19 protein-coding genes are annotated in these 20,646 nt (G+C 72.7%); 8 read left to right on the forward strand and 11 right to left on the reverse strand.

What is annotated here, in order from left to right; translation table 11 throughout:
- Positions 1 to 609: 609 nt before the first annotated feature.
- The 6 genes from AB0C28_RS40415 to AB0C28_RS40440 form a co-directional block, all read right to left on the reverse strand.
- A complete protein-coding gene (locus AB0C28_RS40415; RefSeq protein ID WP_358080617.1) occupies positions 610 to 1,134 on the reverse strand; it encodes a hypothetical protein in 525 nt (174 codons plus the stop codon).
- A gap of 31 nt (positions 1,135 to 1,165) precedes the next feature.
- Positions 1,166 to 2,656, reverse strand: coding sequence for a sodium:solute symporter family protein (locus tag AB0C28_RS40420; protein ID WP_358080619.1), 1,491 nt, complete (start codon positions 2,654 to 2,656; stop codon positions 1,166 to 1,168).
- Between the two features lie 150 nt (positions 2,657 to 2,806).
- Positions 2,807 to 3,979 carry an amidohydrolase family protein gene (locus AB0C28_RS40425; protein WP_358080621.1) on the reverse strand — a complete coding sequence of 391 codons (1,173 nt, stop codon included), beginning with the start codon at positions 3,977 to 3,979 and terminating at the stop codon, positions 2,807 to 2,809.
- Complete coding sequence (locus AB0C28_RS40430) at positions 3,976 to 5,226, reverse strand: neutral/alkaline non-lysosomal ceramidase N-terminal domain-containing protein (RefSeq protein ID WP_358080623.1); 1,251 nt, start codon at positions 5,224 to 5,226, stop codon at positions 3,976 to 3,978. The genes AB0C28_RS40425 and AB0C28_RS40430 overlap by 4 nt, the downstream gene beginning before the upstream one ends.
- On the reverse strand, positions 5,217 to 6,002 hold the full coding sequence (locus AB0C28_RS40435; RefSeq protein WP_358080624.1) for a sugar isomerase domain-containing protein: 786 nt from the start codon (positions 6,000 to 6,002) through the stop codon (positions 5,217 to 5,219). Before AB0C28_RS40435 ends, AB0C28_RS40430 begins: the two co-directional genes overlap by 10 nt.
- A gap of 64 nt (positions 6,003 to 6,066) precedes the next feature.
- Positions 6,067 to 7,056, reverse strand: coding sequence for a LacI family DNA-binding transcriptional regulator (locus AB0C28_RS40440; RefSeq protein ID WP_357849975.1), 990 nt, complete (start codon positions 7,054 to 7,056; stop codon positions 6,067 to 6,069).
- 124 nt (positions 7,057 to 7,180) lie between these two features.
- Here AB0C28_RS40440 and AB0C28_RS40445 point away from each other — a divergent pair, with 124 nt between their 5' ends.
- The 4 genes from AB0C28_RS40445 to AB0C28_RS40460 all read left to right on the forward strand — a co-directional run bounded on the left by AB0C28_RS40445 (position 7,181) and on the right by AB0C28_RS40460 (position 11,622).
- The gene (locus AB0C28_RS40445) at positions 7,181 to 8,467 is read left to right on the forward strand and encodes an AGE family epimerase/isomerase (protein WP_358080626.1); all 1,287 of its coding nucleotides are present in this window, start codon (positions 7,181 to 7,183) and stop codon (positions 8,465 to 8,467) included.
- Positions 8,464 to 9,237, forward strand: coding sequence for a glucosamine-6-phosphate deaminase (locus tag AB0C28_RS40450; RefSeq protein WP_357849970.1), 774 nt, complete (start codon positions 8,464 to 8,466; stop codon positions 9,235 to 9,237). Before AB0C28_RS40445 ends, AB0C28_RS40450 begins: the two co-directional genes overlap by 4 nt.
- A gap of 61 nt (positions 9,238 to 9,298) precedes the next feature.
- Entirely contained in the window at positions 9,299 to 10,705 is a 1,407-nt protein-coding gene (locus AB0C28_RS40455; protein ID WP_358080627.1) for a mannitol dehydrogenase family protein, read from the forward strand.
- 377 nt (positions 10,706 to 11,082) lie between these two features.
- Positions 11,083 to 11,622 (forward strand): DUF1062 domain-containing protein, encoded by a 540-nt coding sequence (locus tag AB0C28_RS40460; protein WP_357849964.1) that lies wholly within the window; start codon positions 11,083 to 11,085, stop codon positions 11,620 to 11,622.
- 46 nt (positions 11,623 to 11,668) lie between these two features.
- On the opposite strand, the gene AB0C28_RS40465 is transcribed toward AB0C28_RS40460, so the two are convergent.
- Positions 11,669 to 12,100 (reverse strand): Lrp/AsnC family transcriptional regulator, encoded by a 432-nt coding sequence (locus tag AB0C28_RS40465; RefSeq protein ID WP_346107169.1) that lies wholly within the window; start codon positions 12,098 to 12,100, stop codon positions 11,669 to 11,671.
- Positions 12,101 to 12,267: 167 nt separating this feature from the next.
- Here AB0C28_RS40465 and AB0C28_RS40470 point away from each other — a divergent pair, with 167 nt between their 5' ends.
- On the forward strand, positions 12,268 to 13,167 hold the full coding sequence (locus AB0C28_RS40470; protein ID WP_358080629.1) for a tryptophan 2,3-dioxygenase family protein: 900 nt from the start codon (positions 12,268 to 12,270) through the stop codon (positions 13,165 to 13,167).
- A gap of 140 nt (positions 13,168 to 13,307) precedes the next feature.
- Here the strand turns inward: AB0C28_RS40470 and AB0C28_RS40475 are convergent, their stop codons facing one another.
- Positions 13,308 to 14,372, reverse strand: a complete 1,065-nt coding sequence (locus tag AB0C28_RS40475) for a glycoside hydrolase family 19 protein (RefSeq protein WP_357849959.1) — start codon at positions 14,370 to 14,372, stop codon at positions 13,308 to 13,310.
- Positions 14,373 to 14,448: 76 nt separating this feature from the next.
- Positions 14,449 to 15,792, reverse strand: a complete 1,344-nt coding sequence (locus tag AB0C28_RS40480) for a serine hydrolase domain-containing protein (RefSeq protein WP_358080631.1) — start codon at positions 15,790 to 15,792, stop codon at positions 14,449 to 14,451.
- Between the two features lie 314 nt (positions 15,793 to 16,106).
- Here AB0C28_RS40480 and AB0C28_RS40485 point away from each other — a divergent pair, with 314 nt between their 5' ends.
- The gene (locus AB0C28_RS40485) at positions 16,107 to 16,934 is read left to right on the forward strand and encodes a universal stress protein (RefSeq protein ID WP_358080633.1); all 828 of its coding nucleotides are present in this window, start codon (positions 16,107 to 16,109) and stop codon (positions 16,932 to 16,934) included.
- Positions 16,935 to 17,160: 226 nt separating this feature from the next.
- On the forward strand, positions 17,161 to 18,003 hold the full coding sequence (locus tag AB0C28_RS40490) for a universal stress protein (protein ID WP_358080635.1): 843 nt from the start codon (positions 17,161 to 17,163) through the stop codon (positions 18,001 to 18,003).
- Between the two features lie 35 nt (positions 18,004 to 18,038).
- Here the strand turns inward: AB0C28_RS40490 and AB0C28_RS40495 are convergent, their stop codons facing one another.
- Together AB0C28_RS40495 and AB0C28_RS40500 are read right to left on the reverse strand one after the other, a co-directional pair.
- Positions 18,039 to 19,052, reverse strand: a complete 1,014-nt coding sequence (locus AB0C28_RS40495) for a zinc-binding dehydrogenase (RefSeq protein WP_358080636.1) — start codon at positions 19,050 to 19,052, stop codon at positions 18,039 to 18,041.
- A 79-nt stretch (positions 19,053 to 19,131) separates the two neighbouring features.
- Entirely contained in the window at positions 19,132 to 19,527 is a 396-nt protein-coding gene (locus AB0C28_RS40500) for a MerR family transcriptional regulator (protein ID WP_357849944.1), read from the reverse strand.
- Positions 19,528 to 19,575: 48 nt separating this feature from the next.
- On the opposite strand from AB0C28_RS40500, the gene AB0C28_RS40505 reads away from it, so the two are divergent.
- Positions 19,576 to 20,625, forward strand: a complete 1,050-nt coding sequence (locus AB0C28_RS40505; RefSeq protein WP_357849941.1) for an aldo/keto reductase — start codon at positions 19,576 to 19,578, stop codon at positions 20,623 to 20,625.
- Positions 20,626 to 20,646 lie beyond the last annotated feature (21 nt).

The raw sequence follows: 20,646 nt of genomic DNA on the forward strand, positions 1-20,646 counted from the left end.
GGCACCGCCTGACCGGGCGCCCGCGTCGCCTCTGATCACCGGGACGGCGCCGCACCTCCCGCTGCCGGTCCGCGCGTCTCAGGCATCGCGCCCTGCACAGTCGCCCTGGCAATAGCCGTTGGTGACGATCAGACGCGCACGGGCGGTCGTATAGGCGGAGGTCTGCGCACCGACGATCACACCGTGACAGCGGGGACAGGTGACCGGTTGATCGGCTTCCTCGGAAACCCTTCCCGCCGTCTCGGGTGAACGGCCCACCACCGCCGGAGCCCTTCCCACGGTTTCGGGCGAACGGTCTCTCACCCCATCCGACTCCGGAGGGTTCATTCCCGCGCTCTCATACGGACGGCGACTCGCCCCGTCCGGCTCCGCAGCAGCCCCTCCGGGGGTCCCGGGCGGACGGCGGCTTGCCCCATCGGGCTCACCCACGACCTCGGGCGGACGGGTTCCACCCCCGTCCGGCGCTGTCTCACGAGGCGGGTCGGCGTTGGCGGGGTCGGTCACGACATGGCTCACTGGGGACTTGGTCATACCCCTAACTGTCCCGGATGCCACCGACAATTCCTGCGACTTGCCCGCCCCCCGTAAACCGGCAGGTCACGGCAGCACTCAGGCGCTCTCCCCGACACTGCGCGCATGCCAATCCGCCAACGCCACCAAGAGACCGTCCGCCACACCGCCGAACATCGCCGCGAGCTCCTCCGCGTTGTCCACCACCACGACGTGATCAAGCAGCTCCGCGCGCAGCTTGGCCGCCCTGGTGTCGCCTCCGCCGTCGGGGTCGAAGGCGGTGGCAGCCAGGAACAGACCACCGACACCCGCCGCGGTCGCGGTCTGCCGCGCCTGCGTGCCCAGGACCGCCGCCGGATCGGCCGGTACGGCGGGCAGAGCCGGACGTCCGTCGCGCAGCAACAGTGTGAGCGGCCGGACGGGCACCGACTCCGCCACCACGCCTTCGGGCACATGAACGCCACCGTCATCCCGGCGCGTCACCTCGGCCGGACGCCCCCACGGCAGACCTCGTTCAGCATCCTCACCAGCGCCGGCGCGCGTGAACAGGGCGCCGTCGGCGTCGACGACGAGGTCTCCAGGCTGCCATCGCTCGCCGTCGAGCGGCGCATGCGCATTCGTCATGGACGGCACAGTACGCCCTGGGTACGACAAATCAGGTGGTCCCAGCGGTCTCCTGCTGTTCGGAGCTCAGAGAGTCGATCAGGGCGTCGGCCTCGGGGTCGCGGACCGGGGCGGCCAGGCCGACGAGGACGAACACCGCCAGCGAGGTCAGCACCGGCGCCGCCACCTCGACGGTCTGGCTCTGCCCCGGGAAGACGTACTTCACCAGGGCGAACACCACCAGCCCCGCCGCCCACGACCCGATCGCGGCCGCCGGGCCGCAGCGGCGGAACGCCGGCAGCATGCCGAGCAGCATCGGGATGGCGATCGGCCCGACCAGCGCGCCGAACCAGAGGATCAGCAGGCCCAGCACGCCGCCGAAGCTGTCCGCGGTGAGCGCGATGCCCATCGACAGCGCGATGAACAGGAACGTCGACACGCGGCCTGCCAGCAGCTCGGCCTGGGACGAGAGCCGGCTCGCCCGCTTCCACACCGACGGGATGATGTCCCTGATCACGACCGAGGAGATCGCGTTGGCGTCGGACGACGTCATCGCCATCGTGTGCGCGAACATCCCGGCGAGCACCAGGCCGATGAGCCCGCCCGGCAGCAGTTGCTGGGTGAGCAGCGCGTACGACTGGTCGGGTTCGGACAGGCCGGGCAGCAGGACCGGCGCGGCCCACATGGGGAAGAACAGCACGAGCGGCCAGAAGAGGTACAGCGCCGCGGACAACAGCGCGGCGCGCCTGGCCGAGGCGCCGGTGGGCGCGGCGATGAAGCGCTGGGCCAGGTTCCAGGTCCCGCCGTTGTACGACAGCGTGTTGATCAGCAGGTAGACCAGGACGAAGCCCACGGTGTACTTGTCGTTGAACGGCTGGCCGTGCCCCTCGGGCAGCCGGTCCCACAGCGTCCAGATCGCCGACACCCCGCCGAGCTGGGCGAGCACCGCGACGAACATGGTGATCCCGGCGACGAGCTGGATGACGAACTGGCCGAGGTCGGTGAGCGCGTCGGCCCACAGCCCGCCGATCGTCGAGTAGATCAGCGTGACCCCGCCGGTGAGCAAGACGCCCCAGGCGATCGGCACGCCCGCGAACACCTGCAGCAGCAGCGCGGTCGCGGCCCACTTGGCGCCCACGTCGAAGACCTTGAGCGCGGTGCCGCTCCACGCCAGCACCTGCTGCGCCGGCACGTTGTAGCGGGTGGCCAGGTATTCCAGCGGCGAGATGATCCCGAGCCGCTGCCGCAGCCGTGGCCAGCGGGGCGCGAACAGGAACGATCCGACAACCATGGCGAACGTGATGCCGATCGCCCACCAGACGTACAGGGTGAAACCGGCGGTGTACGCGATGGCCGCGTACCCGACGAAGACCGCGGAACTGTATCCCGACATGTGGTGGGAGATGCCGGACAGCCACCAGGGCATTTTGCCGCCGGCGGTGAAGAAGTCCCGGGCGTCGCGGATGCGGGATTTCGCCCAGATGCCGATGGCGATCATCACGACGAAGTAGCCGCAGATCACTAGCCAGTCGAGAAAGCCCATGAGATCTCCCAGATCGGGGGTGGGGGAGCGGTACGGGGGTGCGCGGAAGGTTGGTAAGCGGTCCAGGGTGTGCGGATGCCGGAGCGGTCCGGGTGCGGGTGCGGATGGGGGAGCGGTGCGGGTGCGGATGGCGGCAGGGAAAGGGGCAGGTCAGGAGGTGTGGGCGGGGACGCCGTTCACGAAGGTGCGCAGGACGGAGGACAGGTCGGGGGTGGTGACGATCAGGTCGGCGGGCGCGCCGGGCTCGACCCGGCCCCGGTCGAGGCCGAGCAGCCGGGACGGGTTCGCCGAGGCCAGGCGTACGGCGGTGGGGAGATCCAGCTCGGTCCCGGTGACCGCCCAGGCGAGGCACTCGAACAGTGAGCTGCCCGACCCGGCCAGCAGTTCACCGCCGGGCAGCGTCACCCGGCCGTCCGGCCGCACCGTGACCCGCCCGCCGACCGGGGTCGTGTAGTCGCCGGGCGGGCGCCCGGCCATCGCGACGGAGTCGCTGACCAGCAGCGAACGGCCGGCGCCCTTGGCGCGCAGCATCACGGTGAGGGTGTCGGCGGGCAGGTGGTGCCCGTCCGCGATGAACGTGGCGGCGAGCCGGTCCTCGGCCAGCTGCGCCCAGAGGTGGTTGGGATGCCTGCGGATCATGGTGTGGGCGCCGTTGCCCAAGTGGGTGGAGAGCCGCGCGCCCGCCCGTACGGCCGCCTCGATGTCGGCGGGGGTGGCCGCGGTGTGCCCGATCGAGGCGATGACGCCCTGCCGGGAGAGGCCGGCGATGTATGCGGCGGCGCCGGGCCGTTCGGGGGCCAGCGTGACGATCCGCACCAGCCCGCCGGCCGCCTCCTGCCAGCGCGTGAACTCGGCGAGGTCGGGGTCGCGCAGGTGCGCCGCGTCGTGGGCGCCGCGCGGCCCGTCCTCGGCCGCCAGGTACGGGCCTTCCACGTGCACGGCGGGGACGGCATGCCGGACCAGCGGATCGGCCGCGTGGGCCGCCGCGATCACGCGCAGGTTGCGCACGATGGCGGCTTCGGGGGCGGTGATGATCGTGGGGCACAGGGTCGTGGTGCCGCGCCGCCACAGCTCGCGTACGAGGTCGGACACGTCGCCGATGGACAGGTCGGGGGCGTTGAAGTCGAGCCCGCCGTACCCGTTGACCTGGAGATCCACCAGGCCGGGGAGGATGAGCGCATCGGGCGCGCCGCCGACGTCGGTGATGTCGGTGACAGCGGCGATCCGCGACCCGTCCAGCTCGACCCGCACGGCCCGCCCGTCCGCAAGCCTGCCCGTCACCTGGCCGGAACGTCCGGCGGCAGGCCCGCCCTCGACGCTCATCCCGCCACCCCGAGCAGCTCCCTGGCGGCGGCCATGACCAGGCGACCGGCCTCGGGCGTGAACGCGGCCCGCAGCCCGTAGGCCCGGTGGGCCTCCTCGATCTCGTACCCGCCGGCCGCGTAGTGCGACTCCGGATAGGGCAGGTAGCCGGGCACGCCGCCGGTGTACCCGGCGACCAGCAGCCCGGGGTCACCGGCGGCGGCGCGCAGCTCCAGGGCGAACTCGACGAAGGGCTCGCCGGGCAGGAAGACCAGCGGCACACCGGCCCACCGGTGCACGGCCACCTGGACCTCGACAGCCCCCGGCCCCGGGTCGCGGAGCTGGGCGCGGGCCCAGCCGGCCCAGATCCCGCCGGGTTCGCCGGCCAGCCTACGCAGCTCGTCAGCGGTAAGGGGCTCACCGACGGGCAGGGCGACGGGCGCGGCGGCCACCGACACCGGGCCCGTGACCGCCCGCGTCCCGGCGTCGAGGACGGCCTGCCCGACCAGGGCCCCGTTCTCGCGCGCCGCCTCGAACGTACGCCCAGGCATCGGCCCGGCCCCGGGCCGCAGGCTGTCGACCGCGGCGTGCCCGGTGTTGAGCTGACCGCAGCAACCCTGCAAGAACAGGGCCACGCCGCCGATCGCGGACTCGACGTGCCGCCGCGCGTACCCGGGCCAGTCCGCGGTGACGCTCAGGTTGTCGGGGCCGAGCGTCACGGGGTGGCAGGCGTGGGAGAACACGGTGGCGATGGGCTCGCCGTCCGCGCGCTCCAGCCGGACGACCGGGACCGCCGGGTCGGTGAGGGTCCCGCCGCGCCGGTTGTGCGCGACGCCGTGCAGCGTGCCGTGGCCCCGGCGCAGGACGGCGGGCGTCAGCGCGGTGAGCGCGGCGGCCCCGGCGTCGGCCATCCGCGCGCGGGCGTGCGCGACGTACGCGGGGTCGGCCACGCCGCCGATGCCGCCTTTGGTCACTGCGGGCCCGGCATGCGTGTGCGTGACCGCCACAGCCACCGCCTCGGCCGGGATCCCGGTGCGCTCGTGCACCTCGGCGGCGACGCTCCGCACGGTGGTGGGGTCGAGCGCGATGAGGTCTGCGCAGATCACGACGGACGTGGCGGTGCCGTCGGAGACCGCCACGGCGGTGGCCGGCAGCGGATCGTGCACGGCGGCGGACGGGGACAGCCGGGCGGCGTACCCGGCGAGCGAGCCGCCGACCGGCGGCGTGAGATCCGCGACCGCGGCCCCGGCCAGCAGCGTCACAGCCATCGCACCCGCCCCCTGAAGCGGTCCTGGAAGAGCGCGTTGCGCTCGTCGCCGCCGGGCGCGTTCCCGCTGCGCCAGATCTCGGGGACGACGCCGCGCCCGGCCAGTTCGGCGACGGCCGCCGCCATGAGCACGTTGAGCGCGTACGCGTTGGCGAACGTCGAGATCGCGCCCACCCGCTCCGGCACCCCCTCGATCTCCAGCACGGCGTCACCGACCGGCACCTTGGTGTCGATGTGCAGGTCCACCAGGTCGTGCAGGTTACGCCCGGTCGGGTGCCTGGCCGGATGATCGGGCGCGGTGCGGTCGGCGTGCTCCCTGGAGGAGACGCCGATGAGGGTGACGCCGCGTTCGCGGGCGGTCAGGGCGGCGTCGATGAGCGCGGCGTTGATGCCGTACGCGTTCACCAGGACCAGCAGGTCGCCCGCGCTGAGCCGGTTGTCCTCGATGACCACGCGGCCGTAGCCGGGGGTGCGTTCGATCGCCATCGAGCGCAGCGCGCCGCCGGACAGCAGCGTGCCCTCGTCGAGGATCGCGCTGACGTTCACCAGGCCGCCGGCGCGGAAGAACACCTCCTGCGCGGCCAGGTTGGAATGCCCTCCGGGGCCGTAGACGTAGATCAGGCGCTCCCCGTCGCCGGCGCGCCGGGTGAGGTGGTCGGCGATGAGTGTCGCCGCCGCCGCGACGGCGTCGGCCTCCTCGGTCTCGATCCGGCCGATCAGGCGGGCGACCTGTTCGGCGTACGTCCGCATGAGCGGCACGTGCCGTCCGTTTTGCACCTGCAGGGCTCCTCATGACCGATGAAAGCGATTGCAGGCATTCAAGACCAAGACAGAAGCCCGGTCAAGAGGCGGAACGCGGCCCCGTGGAGTCGCGCGCGACGAACACGCCGGGCAGCGCGACGTGCTCGGCCGGGCCGCCTGGCGTCTCGATCTGCCTGGTCAGAACCTGTACGGCGGTCGCCCCGAGATCGTCCATCGGCGCGGTCACCGTGGTCAGGCTCGGCGTCACGGTCCTGGCGAGCAGCACGTCGTCGCACCCGACCACACTGCGCTCCCCGGGCACGGAGACGCCCCGGCCGGCCAGCTCGGCGAGCACCCCGCACGCGGTCAGGTCGTCGAAGGCGAAGGCCGCCGTGGCGCCGGTTTCGAGCAGCGCGGCGCCGGCCTGCCTGCCGCCCTTGAACGTCGCCCTGAACGGGCCCAGCTCGGTCAGCTCCACCCCACGCCCCCGCGCCCACCTGCGGATCGCCTGCGAGCGCCGCCCCGCCGCCCACGACGCGCTCGGCCCCGCGAGCAGCGCGAACGAGCGGTGGCCGTGCTTGTGCAGATGCTCGCCCGCGTCGAACAGCGCGCTGGTGTTGTCGCAGATCACCGAGGACAGCTCGCGCAGCGGCCGGTTGAGCAGCACGCACGGCAGGCCCCGCGCGGCCTCGCGCAGCGCCGCCGACGACGAGCGCGGCGAGGCCACGATCACCCCGTCGACCCGGCTGCGCAGCTGGGCGACGTGACGCACCTCCGCCGCCGCGCTCTCCTCGGCGTCGATCAGCATGACCGAGCTGCCCATCCGCTCGGCGGTGCGCTGGATCGCGCGGACGAGCAGCGGGAAGAACGGGTTGGTGATGTCGGGCACGACCAGCCCGATCATCTCGGCCCGCCCGGTGACCAGGCCGCGCGCGGCGGAGCTCGGTTGGTAGCCCAGCTCGCGGGCGGCGGCCATGATCTGCTCCCTGACCGGGGCGCTGACCAGCTCGGGACGGTTGAAGGCGCGCGAGACCGTCGCGGCGGAGACGCCGCACCGCTGGGCGATCGAGTAGATCGTCGGCTTGCTCACGGCACGCTCCTCGGGGGTGGGCTCGACCCGGCTTGACCGGAGTACTCTAGCGAAGCCAGAATCCATGCAATCGCTTTCATTATTCCGCAGTGACAGCAGGCCCGGCGGAGGCGGAAAGGACGGTATGGGTTCGGAGATGGGCCCGGAGATGGGCGCGGAGAGGGGCCCGGAGAGGCCGGAGCGGGTCGCCCGCGAGCAACTCGAAGACGTCATCCTCCCCTTCTGGCTCGAACACGGCATCGACACCGAGCACGGCGGGTTCTACACGTGCTTCGACAACCGGGGCCGGCGCCGCCTGTCCACGGACAAGTTCACCTGGTCGCAGGGCCGGTTCGTGTGGCTGCTGGCCCGCGCCGCCCGGCTCGCCGAGCGCGGCCTGCTCACCGCCGACGCCGCCGCCCTCGTCCGGCACGCCGAACGCGGCGCGTCCTTCCTCCTCGATCACGCCGTCCGTCCCGACGGCAGTTGCGCGTACGTCCTGGACGAGCGGGGCGGGCCCGCGCCCGGCGAGGACGGGGCGCCGCCGCCCGCGCGGCGCAGCGTCTACGCCGACGCCTTCGTCGCCATGGGGCTGTCCGAGCTCACCGTCTACACCGGCTCGCCCGAGCACCTGCCCGTGATCGACCGGATCATGCGGCGGGTCGCGGACGACGTGGCCGCGGGCGACCCGCCGACGCCGCCGTACCCACTGCCGCCCGGCTGTTCGGGGTTCGGCGCGCGCATGATCGTGCTGAACGCCCGGCTCGACCAGGCCCGCGCGCACCTGGCCGTGCCCGGCGGGGAGTTCGGCCTGGGCGAGCTGCGGGCCGCGCGCCGGGCCATGCTCGCACACCGGGAGGACGGCGGGCTGTTCACCGAGACGTTCGTGCCCGATCCCGGCTCGCGCGACACGATCCTCGCCCGGCACCGCACCCCCGGCCACGCGCTGGAGGGGATCTGGATGGCGCTGGAGGCCGGCGACCTGCTCGGCGAGACCGATGATCACGCCGGCCTGCTCGCCTCTGTGTCCGCATTGTGCCGGTCCGGGTGGGACGACGAGCACGGCGGGCTGTTCCGCTACGTGGACGTCTCCGGCCGGCCTTATGGCGGCCCGTACGAGGACCTGGTCAGGCGGACCTGGTCCACCAAGCTGTGGTGGGTCCACACCGAGGCCGCCTACGCCACCCGCCTGGCGGCCGAGCGCTACGGCGACCGGGAGGCGGCCGGCTGGTTCGAGCGCGTCTGGGACTACACGCTACGCACCTTCCCCGGCGGGGCCGAGGGCGAGGAGTGGATCCAGATCAGGGACCGGACCGGCGCGCCGCTCGACGAGGTTGTCGCCCTGCCGGTCAAGGATCCGTACCACATCGCCAGAAACCTCATGCAGATCGTCGAGCTCCACGCATCGGGAGCACAGGGGGAGCAATCGTGACGGCCACCAACACCGGCCCCGTGATCGAACGGACCGCCGGCAACCTCGAAGCCCGGATCTACCGCGACCGGGCGCAGGCGGGCGCCGCCGCCGCGCGGGCCGCGGCCGAGGCCCTGCGTGCGGCCCTGGCCGCGCGCGGCGAGGCCAGGGTCGTCTTCGCGGCCGCGCCCTCACAGCGCGAGACGCTGGCGGGCCTGCGCGCCGCCGGCGGAATCGACTGGTCCAGGGTCACCGTCTTCCACATGGACGAGTACATCGGCCTGCCCGCCGGCGCCCCCCAGCGCTTCGGCCGCTTCCTGCGCGAAGAGCTCTGGGACGCGGTACGCCCCGGCGCCGTCCACGTGATCGACCCCGGCGACGACCCGGAGGCCGAGAGCGCCCGCTACGCCGCACTGCTCGGCCGGGGCCCGATCGATCTGGTCTGCCTCGGCATCGGTGACAACGGTCACCTGGCCTTCAACGACCCTCCCGTGGCCGACTTCGCCGACCCCCTCGCGGTCAAGGTGGTCGAGCTCGACGACGCCTGCCGCCGGCAGCAGGTGAGCGACGGCTGCTTCGCCGCGCTCGCCGACGTGCCCGCGCGGGCGGTCACGCTGACCGTGCCCACCCTGATGGCCGGGCGCACGCTGGTCGCCACCGTGCCGGGCCGGAGCAAGCGGGCGGCGCTCGCCGCCGCGCTCGACGGGCCGATCTCCGAGAGCTGCCCCGCCTCCGTTCTGCGCACCCACCCGGCCTGTACGCTCTTCGCGGACGTGGAGGCCTACCAGTGAAGATCGCCGGGATTGTCGCCCACCCGTCGGTTGACCGGTTCGCTGACATGGAGGCCGATCAGTGAGGCTCAGCCGCGCCACCCTGTCCAGGGTCGCGCCCGGCGCCCGCCCGCTCGCCGAGCCGCGCGCCACCGGCGTCGTGCACCTCGGCATCGGCGCCTTCCACCGGGCCCATCAGGCCGTCTACACCGAGCTGGCCATGGCCGCGACCGGCGACGACCGCTGGGGCATCTGCGGGGCCAGCCAGCGCAGCACCGCCGTGGCCGAACTGCTGCGCCCGCAGGACTGCCTGTACGGCGTGCGCGCCGGGGACGACGTCCGCGTGATCGGGTCCGTGCGCGAGGTGCTGGTCCCGGGCGACGACCTCGCGGCCCGCCTGGCCGCGCCGGAGACGGCGGTCGTCACGCTGACCATCACGGAGAAGGGCTACCGCCGCGTCTCGGGGCCGGTCGGCCCGTCGGCCGGCGCCTCGGCTGGGCAGGCCGGCAGGGGCCAGGGCGAGGAGCCGGGCCCTTCCACGGCGATCGGGCGGCTGGTGGCCGGGCTGCGTGCTCGGGCGGCCGCCGATGCCGGCCCGCTCACCGTCGTCTCCTGCGACAACCTGCCCGGCAACGGCGCCACCCTCGCCGCGCTCGTCACCGAGCTGTGCGAGCCGCCGCTTCTGCGGTGGGTCGAGCAGAATGTCACCTTCCCGGCGAGCATGGTCGACCGGATCGTCCCCGCGACCACGCCCGCCGACCTCGACGACATGGAGGCCAGGCTCGGTGTGCGCGACCTTGGCGCGGTGGTCACGGAGCCGTTCACGCAGTGGGTGATCGAGGACGACTTCGCCGGTGACCGGCCGGCCTGGGACCGAGCGGGCGCACTGCTGGTCGGGGACGTCCTGCCGTACGAGCGGATGAAGCTGCGCCTGCTCAACGGCGGCCACTCGGCCATCGCGTACCTGTCGGGCGCGGAGCATGTGTCCGAGGCGGTGGGCGACGCCGCGTTCGCCGGATACCTGCGCCGGCTCATGGACGAGGACCTCACGCCCACCCTGCACGGGCTCGGCAGGTTCGACCTGGCCGGATACAAGCGGTCGCTGCTGGCCAGGTTCGCCAACCCCGGCCTGCGGCACCGCGTCGCGCAGATCGCGGCCGACGGCTCGCAGAAACTGCCGCAACGCCTGCTCGACCCGGCCCGCGAGCGCCTGGCCGCCGGGCACGAGCCCCGCTGGATCGCGCTGGCGGTGGCGGGCTGGATGCGGTACGTCACGACGGCACGCGAGCTGGACGACCCGTTGGCCGATCGGCTCACGGGCGACCCGGACGCCGGGGCTGCGGCGACCGTGGAGCGTCTGCTGGCGATCGAGGAGATCTTCGGCGCCGACCTGAGGGAGGACCGGGTCTTCCGCGAGCTGGTCACCGACGGCCTGCACCGGCTCACCGCCGACGGCCTCGCTCCCACTCTTCGCACGCTCGACGCCTGACCGCCCCGAAGGCGTCAGCCCGCGTCCGAAGGCGTCAGTCGGCGTCCGAAGGCGTCAGTCGGCGTCCGAAGGCGTCAGCCCGCTCACCGCGCACGAGGGCGCCGGCCTGCCCCCGAGAGCGCGGCCGAAAATCAGTTGAGCCCTCCTCCGGCGTTCCCATAGGTTGCCTGCGGCCCACCACAGTGAAGACCGAAGGACATGACCGCGTGACCCCGCCTGCTCGCCAGACCTGACACGTTCTTCCGCTCTCTTCCAGCCGGCCCCTGCGGCCGGCTCCGCCGGGCTGCCCGCGTGCGCCCGGTCGTTCAGCGTCTGAGGCCGCGCGTAACCGGCCTCGTGTCAGGTCTTGAGAGATCATGTCTTCACAACCTCATATCGTGCTGCCCTGGGTCGTCCGCCGGACCAGGCTGCCGCTGCTGTCGACGCGCTGCGTCGAGTGCCTGTCGGAGTCGGCCACCACCGGCGAGGGCAGGTTCCGGGTCAACGCCCAGGGCAAGCTGCTGGACGTGTGGCTGCTGGTCCGCTGCGTGTCCTGCGACCGGACGAGCAAGCTCACCGTGCACGAACGCGTGCCGGTCAGGACGATCGACCCGGCCCGGCTCGACCGTTACCACACGAACGATCCCGAACTGGTGGCCGCCACGCTGCTCGATCCGGCGTTCGCCCGGCGCAACCGCTTCACCCTGGACTGGAGCGGGTCCTGGCGGCTGGACGCCCCGCCGCCACGGCTAGACGAGCCGTGGCCGGTGCGGGTGGAGGTCGTCTTCGAGGATCCGGTGCCGGTGCGCCCTGACCGGCTCATCGCCCGGGGCCTCGGCCTCAGCAGGAACGAGGTGCGCCGCCGGATCAAGTGCGACAATCCGCTCCGCCGTACGGTGATCACCGGGTTCACCTTCACCCTGATGGCCGTGGACTGACCGAACAGGGGTGGCCCGGAACCCTCTCCGGGCCACCCCACCGGCCTCAGTCCGGGGCGGCGGTGATCGGGCGGTGGGCGAGCGGGCTGGAGAAGATCATCGTGCTCGACGGCTTGCCGTAGACGGCGAGCCGGTCGATCAGCCGCTCGAACGCCGCCATCGACGGCACCGCGATCTTCAGGATGCTGCACACGTCGCCGGTCACCCGGTGGATCTCCCTGACCTCCGGCCAGGTCGCCACCTCGGGATCGCGCAGCACGCAGGTCGGCCCGTAACAGGTGAGCTGCACGAACGCGGACACCGTCCAGCCGGCCCGCCCCGGGTCCACCGTGGCGTGGTAGCCGGTGATCACCCCCGCCTCCTCCAGCCGCCGGACCCGCTCGGCCACGGCGGGCGGCGACAGGTGCACCCGGCGCGACAGCTCGTTGAACGACAGCCGCGCGTTTTCCTGCAGCTCGCGCAGCAGCTCCCAGTCCATGGCGTCCACCAGCGGCTCCTTTCGTTCAGCAACAGCATGCCCGAGATGGATGACGAACGTGAATCGATCAGCGGCGAAGCCCGTTCGGACGGCATTCCTCAGGGCGCCCCTGCCGCACCATCATGAGGTGCCGACACACGCCGACATATGAAGGGAGCGCGGCGCAAATGAAGACGACAGGACGGGTACGCCCCGTCTCGGCGGCCGAACGGGCCGAGCGGGCCCGCGCGAGCGGCGGGCTGCCGACCCTCGAGTTCGAGCGGGAGATCCCGTACGACGCCTACGTCCGCACCGACGTCCTGCACGACCTGCAACGGCCGCTGACCGACGCCCCGGGCGAGATGTCGTTCCTGGTCATCACCCAGGTGATGGAGCTGTACTTCCACCTCGTCGCCCACGAGTTGCTCGCCGCGAGGGAGTCGCTGCGGGCCGACCGGGTACGGGACGCGGTCGCGGCGCTGCGCCGCACCGGCCTGCACCTGGAGGCGATGAACGCCGGCTGGCTCGGCCTGCGCTGGATGACGCCCGCCGACTTCAACAGCTTCCGCGACCGGCTCGGGGAGGCGTCGGGGCTGCAGTCGGGCATGTACCGGCTGGTGGAGTTCCGGCTGGGGCTCAAGAGCGAGGCGCTGCTGCGGCCGTTCAAGGGCGGGGCCCGGGAGGAGGCGCTGCGGCGCGCGTACGAGGAGCCGAGCGTCTGGGACGCCGCCACCGGGCTGCTCGCCCGGCACGGCCACGACCTGCCGGAGTCCGTGCTCGGCCGGGACTTCGGCGCGGAGTACGAGCCGCACGAGGCGGTCGAGCGCGCCTGGGTGCACGTCTACCAGGACGACGCGGCGGGGGACACTTCAGGCGGCATGGCAGGGGATGGGCTGCGGGCGCTCGGGGACGCGCTGGCCGAGGTGTCCGAGCGGTTCGGGGACTGGCGCTACCAGCACGTGGCGGCCGTGCGCCGGTCGATGGGCGCCAAGCCGGGCAGCGGCGGCTCCAACGGGCTGGCCTGGCTCGAACGCAGCATGGCCCGGGTGGTCTTCCCCGAGCTCTGGTCCGCCCGTACGTACCTGTGAGATGCCCGTATCCGCAGGTGGGGGTGCGACCAGAGCCCGGGGAGCGCCGGCCCGCGCACGCGCGAGCCGGCGGGCCTGACCGGTCTGCAGGTTCGGCAGGTTGAGGCAGGTTGAGGCAGGTCTAGGCAGGTGCGGCAAGCTCAGCAGGTGAGGTTGCCGCCGGGGGAGACCCCGAGGAGCTGCGTGAAGCGCTGGTAGGAGTTGACCCGGCTCTGCACCTGGCCGGGGTTGCCGCCGTTGCACTCGATGCTGCCGTTGATGCTGCGGATGGTCTCGCCGAAGCCGCGGCCGTTGACCATCGCGTTGTGGGCCGTCATGGTGCCGGGGCCGTTCTGCGTCATCCAGTACCAAAGGGCCGTCTTCCAGGCCACGGCCGCGTCCTGCTGCACCAGCCAGGGGTTGGTCAGCAGCGGCAGGTTGAGCGCGTCGCCGGCCGCCTTGTAGTTGAAGTTCCAGCTCAGCTGGATGGGGCCGCGGCCGTAGTAGGCGGCCTGCCCGGCCGGGCACCCGTACGACTGGTTCGGGTCGCAGTAGTGCGGGTAGTTCGCGGTGTTCTGCTCGACGATGTGCACCAGCCCGCCGGTCTCGTGGCCGACGTTGGCCAGGAACGCGGCCGCCTCCTGCTTCTTGACGGTGTCACTGCCCGTCTTGGCGAAGGCGGGGAAGGCACTCATGGCCGTGACCAGGCCGCTGTAGGTGTAGAAGGAGTTGCGGCCGGGGAACATCTGGTCGAACTGGGCCTGGCTGACCACGAACCCCGACGGGTCGGGCGGGTTGGGCGGATCGGTGGGGCCGCCGGAGCAGGTGTAGGGGTCCCAGTACCAGTGGCTGATCACCGGGTCGTAGCCGGGGTTCTCGTGGACGGCGATGTAGTGGTTGCCGTCGGTGTAGCGGACGATGCTGCCGACGGCGTAGAACTGCCCGGCCACCCAGTTCGGATAGGAGCAGGCCGTCCCGCCGCCGCTGCCCCCGGAGCAGGAGCCCTGGTCGGCCCAGACGTCGGCGCCGCCCGGGGTCTCGTTCTGGGTCCACCACTTGGCGGACCAGTTGTGCCCGTTGTGCGACACGACCGCGCCGCCGGTGTAGACCGCCGAGGCGCTCCACGCCGTCGCGCAGGCGGCGGCGTTGGCCGCGGACGGCAGCAGCACCGCGAGCACCCCCCAGACCAGTGATAAGACGGCCGGCAGGGTCAGGATCCTTCGCACGTGCGCCACTCCTCGAATCTCATAGGAAAGTTTCCTAAGGATTAACGATAGAGCTGCCACCGCGCAAGGCCCAAAGTCAGACTCGGCCCGCCGATCGGGCGCTCGCCCGGCTCAGGACGAAGGACCAGCAGAGCCGCGACCCGGCCACCACGGTGCCGGCGACCGCGGCCGTCACCAGCCAGACCATGAACGCCGGATAGAGGTAGACCACCTGGATCCACATGATGTCGGCGCCGCGGGCCAGTACGCGGAAGACCGGCGCGGCCGACAGGCACAGCGCGAGCGGCGCCAGCCAGACCACCAGCCGCGCCCGCCGCCATCCCGTACGTCGTCGCGCCCAGCGCCTTGAGCGGGCCGCGCCGCGCACCGCGAGCCCGGCGGTCACCAGGGTCAGCAGCAGGAACACCAGGTCGACGGGCAGATACAGCGGCGAGGACGGCACCTGCGGAGTGTCTCCCTCGATCAGGGCGACCAGGCCGTCCATCAGGGCGTGGGCGTCGGCGTAGGCCATGCCGGTGTTCGCCATGACGGCGACGCCGTACCCGGATCCGGGCATGAGCAGCTGGTCGGCGGTGGAGGTGAACAGGTCGCCGCCGTGGTGCACGGTGGGGGCGCCGTGCGGGGTCCGGCCGAGGAACCAGCCGAGGGCGTACTTCTCGTTCGCCCGGGAGGGGGTGCGCAGCTCCTTCACACTCGCGGGGGTCAGGAGGCCGCCGTTCTGCGCGATCAGCCACCGGGCCATGTCGCCGGCGGTGCTGACGACGCCCCCTGAGCCGTTCCCGAACCCGGTCGGTCCGGGCAGGGCGACGGCCCGGCCGAGGACGACCAGATGGCCGCGCGCACTGGCGGGCAGGTCGCGTTCGCGGTCGAGCGTGGTGCTGGAGTTCATGCCGAGCGGGGTGAAGACGTGGGCGCGCAGGTAGGACGCGAACGGCTCGCCGCTCACCACCTCGACCAGGCGGGCGGCGACCTGGTAGTTGGTGTTGTGGTAGCTGAAGACGGCGCCCGGCGCCGCGGCCGGCTTCGCCGTCCGCAGCCGGGCCACGGAGCCCTCCAGCGTCTCCGGCTGGGGCAGGCTCTTCTCGCGGAACGTGGTGTCGGCCATGCCGGAGGTCTGGTCGAGCAGTTGCCGTACGGTGATCGCGGCCGCACGGGGATCGGCCATGGTGAACTCCGGCAGGTAGCCGCGCACCGGCCGGTCGAGCTCGACCCGCCCCTGCTCGACGAGCTGCATCACGGCCAGTGAGGTGAAGGACTTGCTGACGGAGGCGACGGCCATGGGCGTGTCCGCCGTCACCGGCTCGCCGGTGGAGGTGCGGCCGTACCCGGCGACGTGGACGACCTCCGTCCCCTTGACGATCGCGACCGCCGCGCCCGGCAGCCCGGTCGCCTCCCGGTAGCGCTCGACGAACGCGTCCACGGACGTCGGCGACGGCGGGGGAGGGGTTCAGGGCAAGGGTGATCGCGGTGAGCACGTTGATGAGCATCCGACGAAGCTAGCCACGGCCCGGACCCGTCACCATTGCGGTCCGCCTCCGTCTTCCCTGCGGAAACCCGCCATCGAAGTACGGGCCCCTCGTGCCGTCTCGGCGGACCGGTGGATTTGAGGACCAAAGGCACTGACACGCGGGACCTTGTCCCCGGGCGCCGCCCGCCCGCGCCGGGCGAAGCTGAAGGCAGAGGCCCGAGAAAGCAGTGCCCGAGAGCAGTGCCCGAGAACAGTGGAGGTGCGCGATGACCCGACCCATCGTCGTAGGAGTGGACGGATCGCTCCCGTCGGCCGCAGCGGTGGAATGGGCGGCGGCCGAGGCCGGCCGCAGAGGTCTGGGCCTGCGCCTGGTGCACGTGTACGAGGAACGTCCCTATGACGGCTACGACGCCGACGACCCCTCGGGCCCGCTGGCCATCGCCGCCGACCGGGCCCGCGGGACGGCCCCCGGCGTCGAGGTGGCCACCCGGGCGCTTCCCGGCAACGTGCGCGACGTCCTGATCGGCGAGTCCGTCACCGCCGACACCGTGGTCCTGGGCAGCAGGGGACTCGGCGGCTTCACCGGCATGGTGATCGGCTCGGTCAGCACGGCCGTCGCCGGCCACGCCTCCGGCCCGGTCGTGGTCGTCCACGGCCGCCCCGCGCAGTCGTACGGCCGCGTGGTCATCGGCTATGACCGGTCACCGTACTCCGAGGCGGCCATGGAGTACGCCGTCGAGCAGGCGCGCGTCCGCGGTGTTCCGCTGCACGCCGTCCATGCCTGGCAGACGCCGGTCTTCGCCCCGCAGGCGGCCGCGTACAACACCCTGCTGGTGGACGTCTACCAGGAGGAGTCCGCGGCGGTGGCCGAGAGCGTGGCGCGGTGGCGGGAGAAGAACCCCGACGTCGAGATCACCCACGAGACCGTCTCCGGGTACCCGGTGAGCGTGCTCGCGGCGGAAGGGGCCACCGCGGACCTGGTGGTGGTCGGCTCGCGTGGGCACAGCGGCCTGGTCTCGGTGGTGCTCGGCTCCGTCAGCCACGGCGTGCTGCACCACGTGACCTGCCCGGTCGCCGTGGTACGTCCCCGCTAGGCATCCCGCCCTCCTCCCGTCCTGGCTCCGGCGGGCAGGAGGGCACACGCCGTTCCGCACGTTCTCGGAGACGCATGCCGGAAACACGGTCCTGGGGGCCTTCCGTGGGCAGGGGCCTTGCGCGTACCGGCGGAAAAGGGCCCTTCGCCCCGAGGGCGAACGACCCCGGGCCCTGGACCAAGAGCGCCGGACGCGGTCGGATGGAGACGACGAGAGGGAGGACACCGTGATCATCGTGGGAGTGGACGGCTCGGCGCCGTCACGGGCGGCCGTGGAGTGGGCGGCGGACGACGCCGCCCGGATGAACCTGCCCTTGCGGATCGTGCACGTGATGGACACCTCGTGGTACCTGGTCGGCCGGCGCCCCGACGCCGCCCTGCCCGACGCGCTGCTGAACGAGGGGCGGCGGATCCTGCGCGAGGCGGAGGAGCTGGCCCGCGAGCGGCAGCCGTCCGTCGAGATCACCACCCAGGAGGTGGACGGCACGCCCGCCGAGGTGCTGCGCGAGCAGGCCGAGGGCGCGGCCGAGCTGGTGGTCGGCAGCCGCGGCCGGGGCGGGTTCGCCGGCGCGCTGCTGGGCTCGGTGAGCACGGACGTGGCCGGGCAGACGCGCTGCCCGGTCGTGGTGGTACGGGACGAGCCCCGCCAGGAGCACGGCGAGATCGTGGCGGGGGTGGACGACTCGCCGGAGTGCGAGCCTGCCCTGGCCTACGCCTTCGAGCAGGCCCGGCAGCGCGGCGCGACGCTGCGGGTGGTGCACGCCTGGCAACTGCCGTCGCTCGCCCTCGATCCCGAGGCCGTCTACGACATGGACGAGGTCCGTACGGCGCAGCACCAGGTCGTCCGCGACCGCCTCCAGTCGCTGACCCGCGACCATCCGCAGGTGAAGGTCGTCGAGGACGTGCGGTCCGCGCATCCGGTCGACGCGCTGAACAGGGTGGCGGAACAGGCCGACCTGCTCGTCGTGGGCTCACGCGGGCACGGCGCGGTACGGTCGGCGCTGCTCGGCTCGGTCAGCCGCGGCGTCCTCCACCACGCGGGTTGCCCCGTGGCCGTGGTCCGCGCCTGACTCCCCAACCAGGCTGCTCGTACCGGCGGGCCGGGTCAGGGGCGCAGGACGAGGCGGATCGGGGCGCCTTCCTTCCTGGCCAGCCGGTCGAGGGCGGCCGGCGCCTCCGCCAGCGGCAGCACGTCGCTGATCGAGCCGGACAGATCGAGCCGCCCGCGTACGGCGAGCCTGACGAGCTGCTGCACGTGCTCGGGAGCGGAGCCGTAGCTGCCGCGCAGGGACTGGCCGAAGTACGCGAGCGCGACGTCGTTCGGCACCGCCACCGGCTCGTTGGCCAGCCCGACCACGACCAGCCGCCCGCCCCGGCCGAGCAGCGGCATCGCCTGCTCGCGCACCGGGCCGGCGCCGGCGAAGTCGAAGGCGGCGTCCAGCCCGAGCCCGCCGGTCAGGTCGCCGACCGTGTCGCGCAGGGCCGGGTCGGCCGGGTCGAGCGCCGCGTCGGCGCCGAGCCCGAGCGCCCGCTCCCTCGCCGCGGGCAGGGGGTCGATCGCGATCACCGGTGCCGCGCCGGCGAGCCGCAACAGCTGTACGGCGTGCGCGCCCAGCCCGCCGACGCCCCAGACCGCCGCCGCCTCGCCGGGCCGCAGGGCCGCCGTGACCGTGATGGCCGCCCAGGGCGTGGAGACGGCGTCGGGGATGACGCACGCCTGCTCGAACGGCAGGCTGTCGGGGAGCGGCACCAGCGTACGGGTCGTGGCCAGCGCGTACTGCGCGTAACCGCCGTCGTAGTCGACGCCGCGGGTGTAGACGGTGCCGAACCGGTCGGTCTCACCGGCCTGCAGCACGACCCGGTCGCCCGCCGCCCAGTCGGTCACACCCGGCCCGAGGGCGTCCACGACCCCGGCCACCTCGTGACCGAGCGTCACCATCTCGTCCTTCAGCAGCAGAGGCGTGAGGGTGCCGTCGGCGAGGTGCACGTCGGACAGGCACACCCCCGCCGCGCGCACCTCGACCCGCACCTGCCCGGGGCCGGGCTCCGGCACCGGCACCTCCTCCATGCGCACCTCGCGGGAGGGGATGTGCAGCCGGGCTGCGAGCATCTCGGCCATGGGGACCTGCTTCCAGCTCGAAGAGGGGATCACTCTATGGGTCTGCCCGTCCCGCAGAAGAGGAAGCAGGACAGAGGGGTCAGGACGCGCACTCCCGGGCGCCGTCCCGCAGACCCAGCCGGCTCTCGTACACGGCCACCTTCTCGGTGATCAGCTTGAGGCACTCGTCGAGGTCGTGCATCTGGGCGAGCACCCGTTCCCGGTGCGCGCGCAGCACCTCCAGCCGTGCCACCTCGTTGCCCTGGCCCGCCCTGACGAGCTCGGTGTAACGGCGGATGTCGGTCAGGGGCATGCCGGAGGCCCGCAGCCGGATGCACACGCCCAGCCAGCCGATGTCGTCCTCGTCGTAGACCCGGTGCCCGGCGGCGCCCCGTCGCACCGGATGGGCCAGCAGCCCCTCCCGCTCGTAGAAGCGGAGGGTGTGGACGCTCAGCCCCGTGCGTTCGGCGACCTGGCCGATGCTCAACCCTGACATGCGGCCAGTTTGACTTAGAGTCGGCTCTAGATTCTACGGTTCCGAGGCATGAGATATCGCATCCTTGGCGGCACCGGCATCGAGGTCAGCACCTTCTGTCTCGGCACGATGATGTTCGGCGCGGCCGGCAACCCCGACCACGACGACAGCATCCGCATCATCCACACCGCCCTCGACCACGGGATCAACTTCGTCGACACCGCCGACATGTACTCGGCGGGCGAGTCCGAGGAGATCGTGGGCAAGGCGTTGCAGGGGCGGCGGGACGAGGTGGTGCTGGCCACGAAGGTGCACTTCCCGATGGGGGAGGGGCCCAACAGGGGCGGCAACTCGCGGCGCTGGATCGTGCGCGAGGTCGAGGCCAGCCTCAAGCGGCTGCGTACGGACTGGATCGACCTCTACCAGATCCACCGGTTCGATCACCGGACCGACATCGAGGAGACCCTCTCCGCGCTGACCGATCTGGTGCGGCAGGGCAAGATCCGTGCCTTCGGCAGCTCGGCCTTCCCCGCGCACGAGACGGTGGAGGCGTACCACGTGGCCAGGCAGCGCGGCCTGTACCGGTTCCGCACCGAGCAGCCGCCGTACAACATCCTGGCCCGCGGCATCGAGGGCGACGTGCTGCCCACGGCGCAGCGGCTCGGCATGGGCGTGCTCAGCTACAGCCCGCTGGGCTGGGGTTTCCTGACCGGCCGCTACCGCAAGGGACAGGAGATCGACCTGACGCGGGGCCGTGCCGCGCGTGCGCCGGAGCGCTTCGACCCGTCCATCCCGGTGAACGCGGCCAAGCTGGATGTCGTCGAGGAACTGGTGAAGCTGGCGGACGAGCTCGGCCGCACCCTGCCGGAGCTGGCCATCGCCTTCGTCGCGGCACATCCGGCGATCACCTCGGTCATCCTCGGCCCGCGCACGATGGAGCAGTTGGAGGGCCTGCTGAAGGGCGCCTCACTCGTGCTGGACGACGCCGCGCTCGACCGGATCGACGAGATCGTGCCGCCCGGCACCGACGTCTACCACCCGGTCGGCCTCTGGCAGCCCGCACCGATCGCCGACCCGCTCCTGCGCCGCCGCCCGGTCGGCGACCGCGCCGCGAGCTGATCCCGGACCTTGGTGATGCCG

The organism is Nonomuraea sp. NPDC048892, assembly GCF_040649735.1.
Lineage (GTDB): Bacteria > Actinomycetota > Actinomycetes > Streptosporangiales > Streptosporangiaceae > Nonomuraea > Nonomuraea maheshkhaliensis.

Bases quoted from the DNA above. Each gene is read 5' to 3' on its own strand.
- AB0C28_RS40420 (WP_358080619.1), bottom strand. From the start codon at position 2,656: ATGGGCTTTCTCGACTGGCTAGTGATCTGCGGCTACTTCGTCGTGATG.
- AB0C28_RS40500 (WP_357849944.1), bottom strand. From the start codon at position 19,527: ATGTCAGGGTTGAGCATCGGCCAGGTCGCCGAACGCACGGGGCTGAGC.
- AB0C28_RS40430 (WP_358080623.1), bottom strand. From the start codon at position 5,226: ATGGCTGTGACGCTGCTGGCCGGGGCCGCGGTCGCGGATCTCACGCCG.
- AB0C28_RS40495 (WP_358080636.1), bottom strand. From the start codon at position 19,052: ATGGCCGAGATGCTCGCAGCCCGGCTGCACATCCCCTCCCGCGAGGTG.
- AB0C28_RS40485 (WP_358080633.1), top strand. From the start codon at position 16,107: ATGACCCGACCCATCGTCGTAGGAGTGGACGGATCGCTCCCGTCGGCC.
- AB0C28_RS40465 (WP_346107169.1), bottom strand. From the start codon at position 12,100: ATGGACTGGGAGCTGCTGCGCGAGCTGCAGGAAAACGCGCGGCTGTCG.
- AB0C28_RS40415 (WP_358080617.1), bottom strand. From the start codon at position 1,134: ATGACGAATGCGCATGCGCCGCTCGACGGCGAGCGATGGCAGCCTGGA.
- AB0C28_RS40445 (WP_358080626.1), top strand. From the start codon at position 7,181: ATGGGTTCGGAGATGGGCCCGGAGATGGGCGCGGAGAGGGGCCCGGAG.
- AB0C28_RS40470 (WP_358080629.1), top strand. From the start codon at position 12,268: ATGAAGACGACAGGACGGGTACGCCCCGTCTCGGCGGCCGAACGGGCC.
- AB0C28_RS40505 (WP_357849941.1), top strand. From the start codon at position 19,576: ATGAGATATCGCATCCTTGGCGGCACCGGCATCGAGGTCAGCACCTTC.
- AB0C28_RS40425 (WP_358080621.1), bottom strand. From the start codon at position 3,979: ATGAGCGTCGAGGGCGGGCCTGCCGCCGGACGTTCCGGCCAGGTGACG.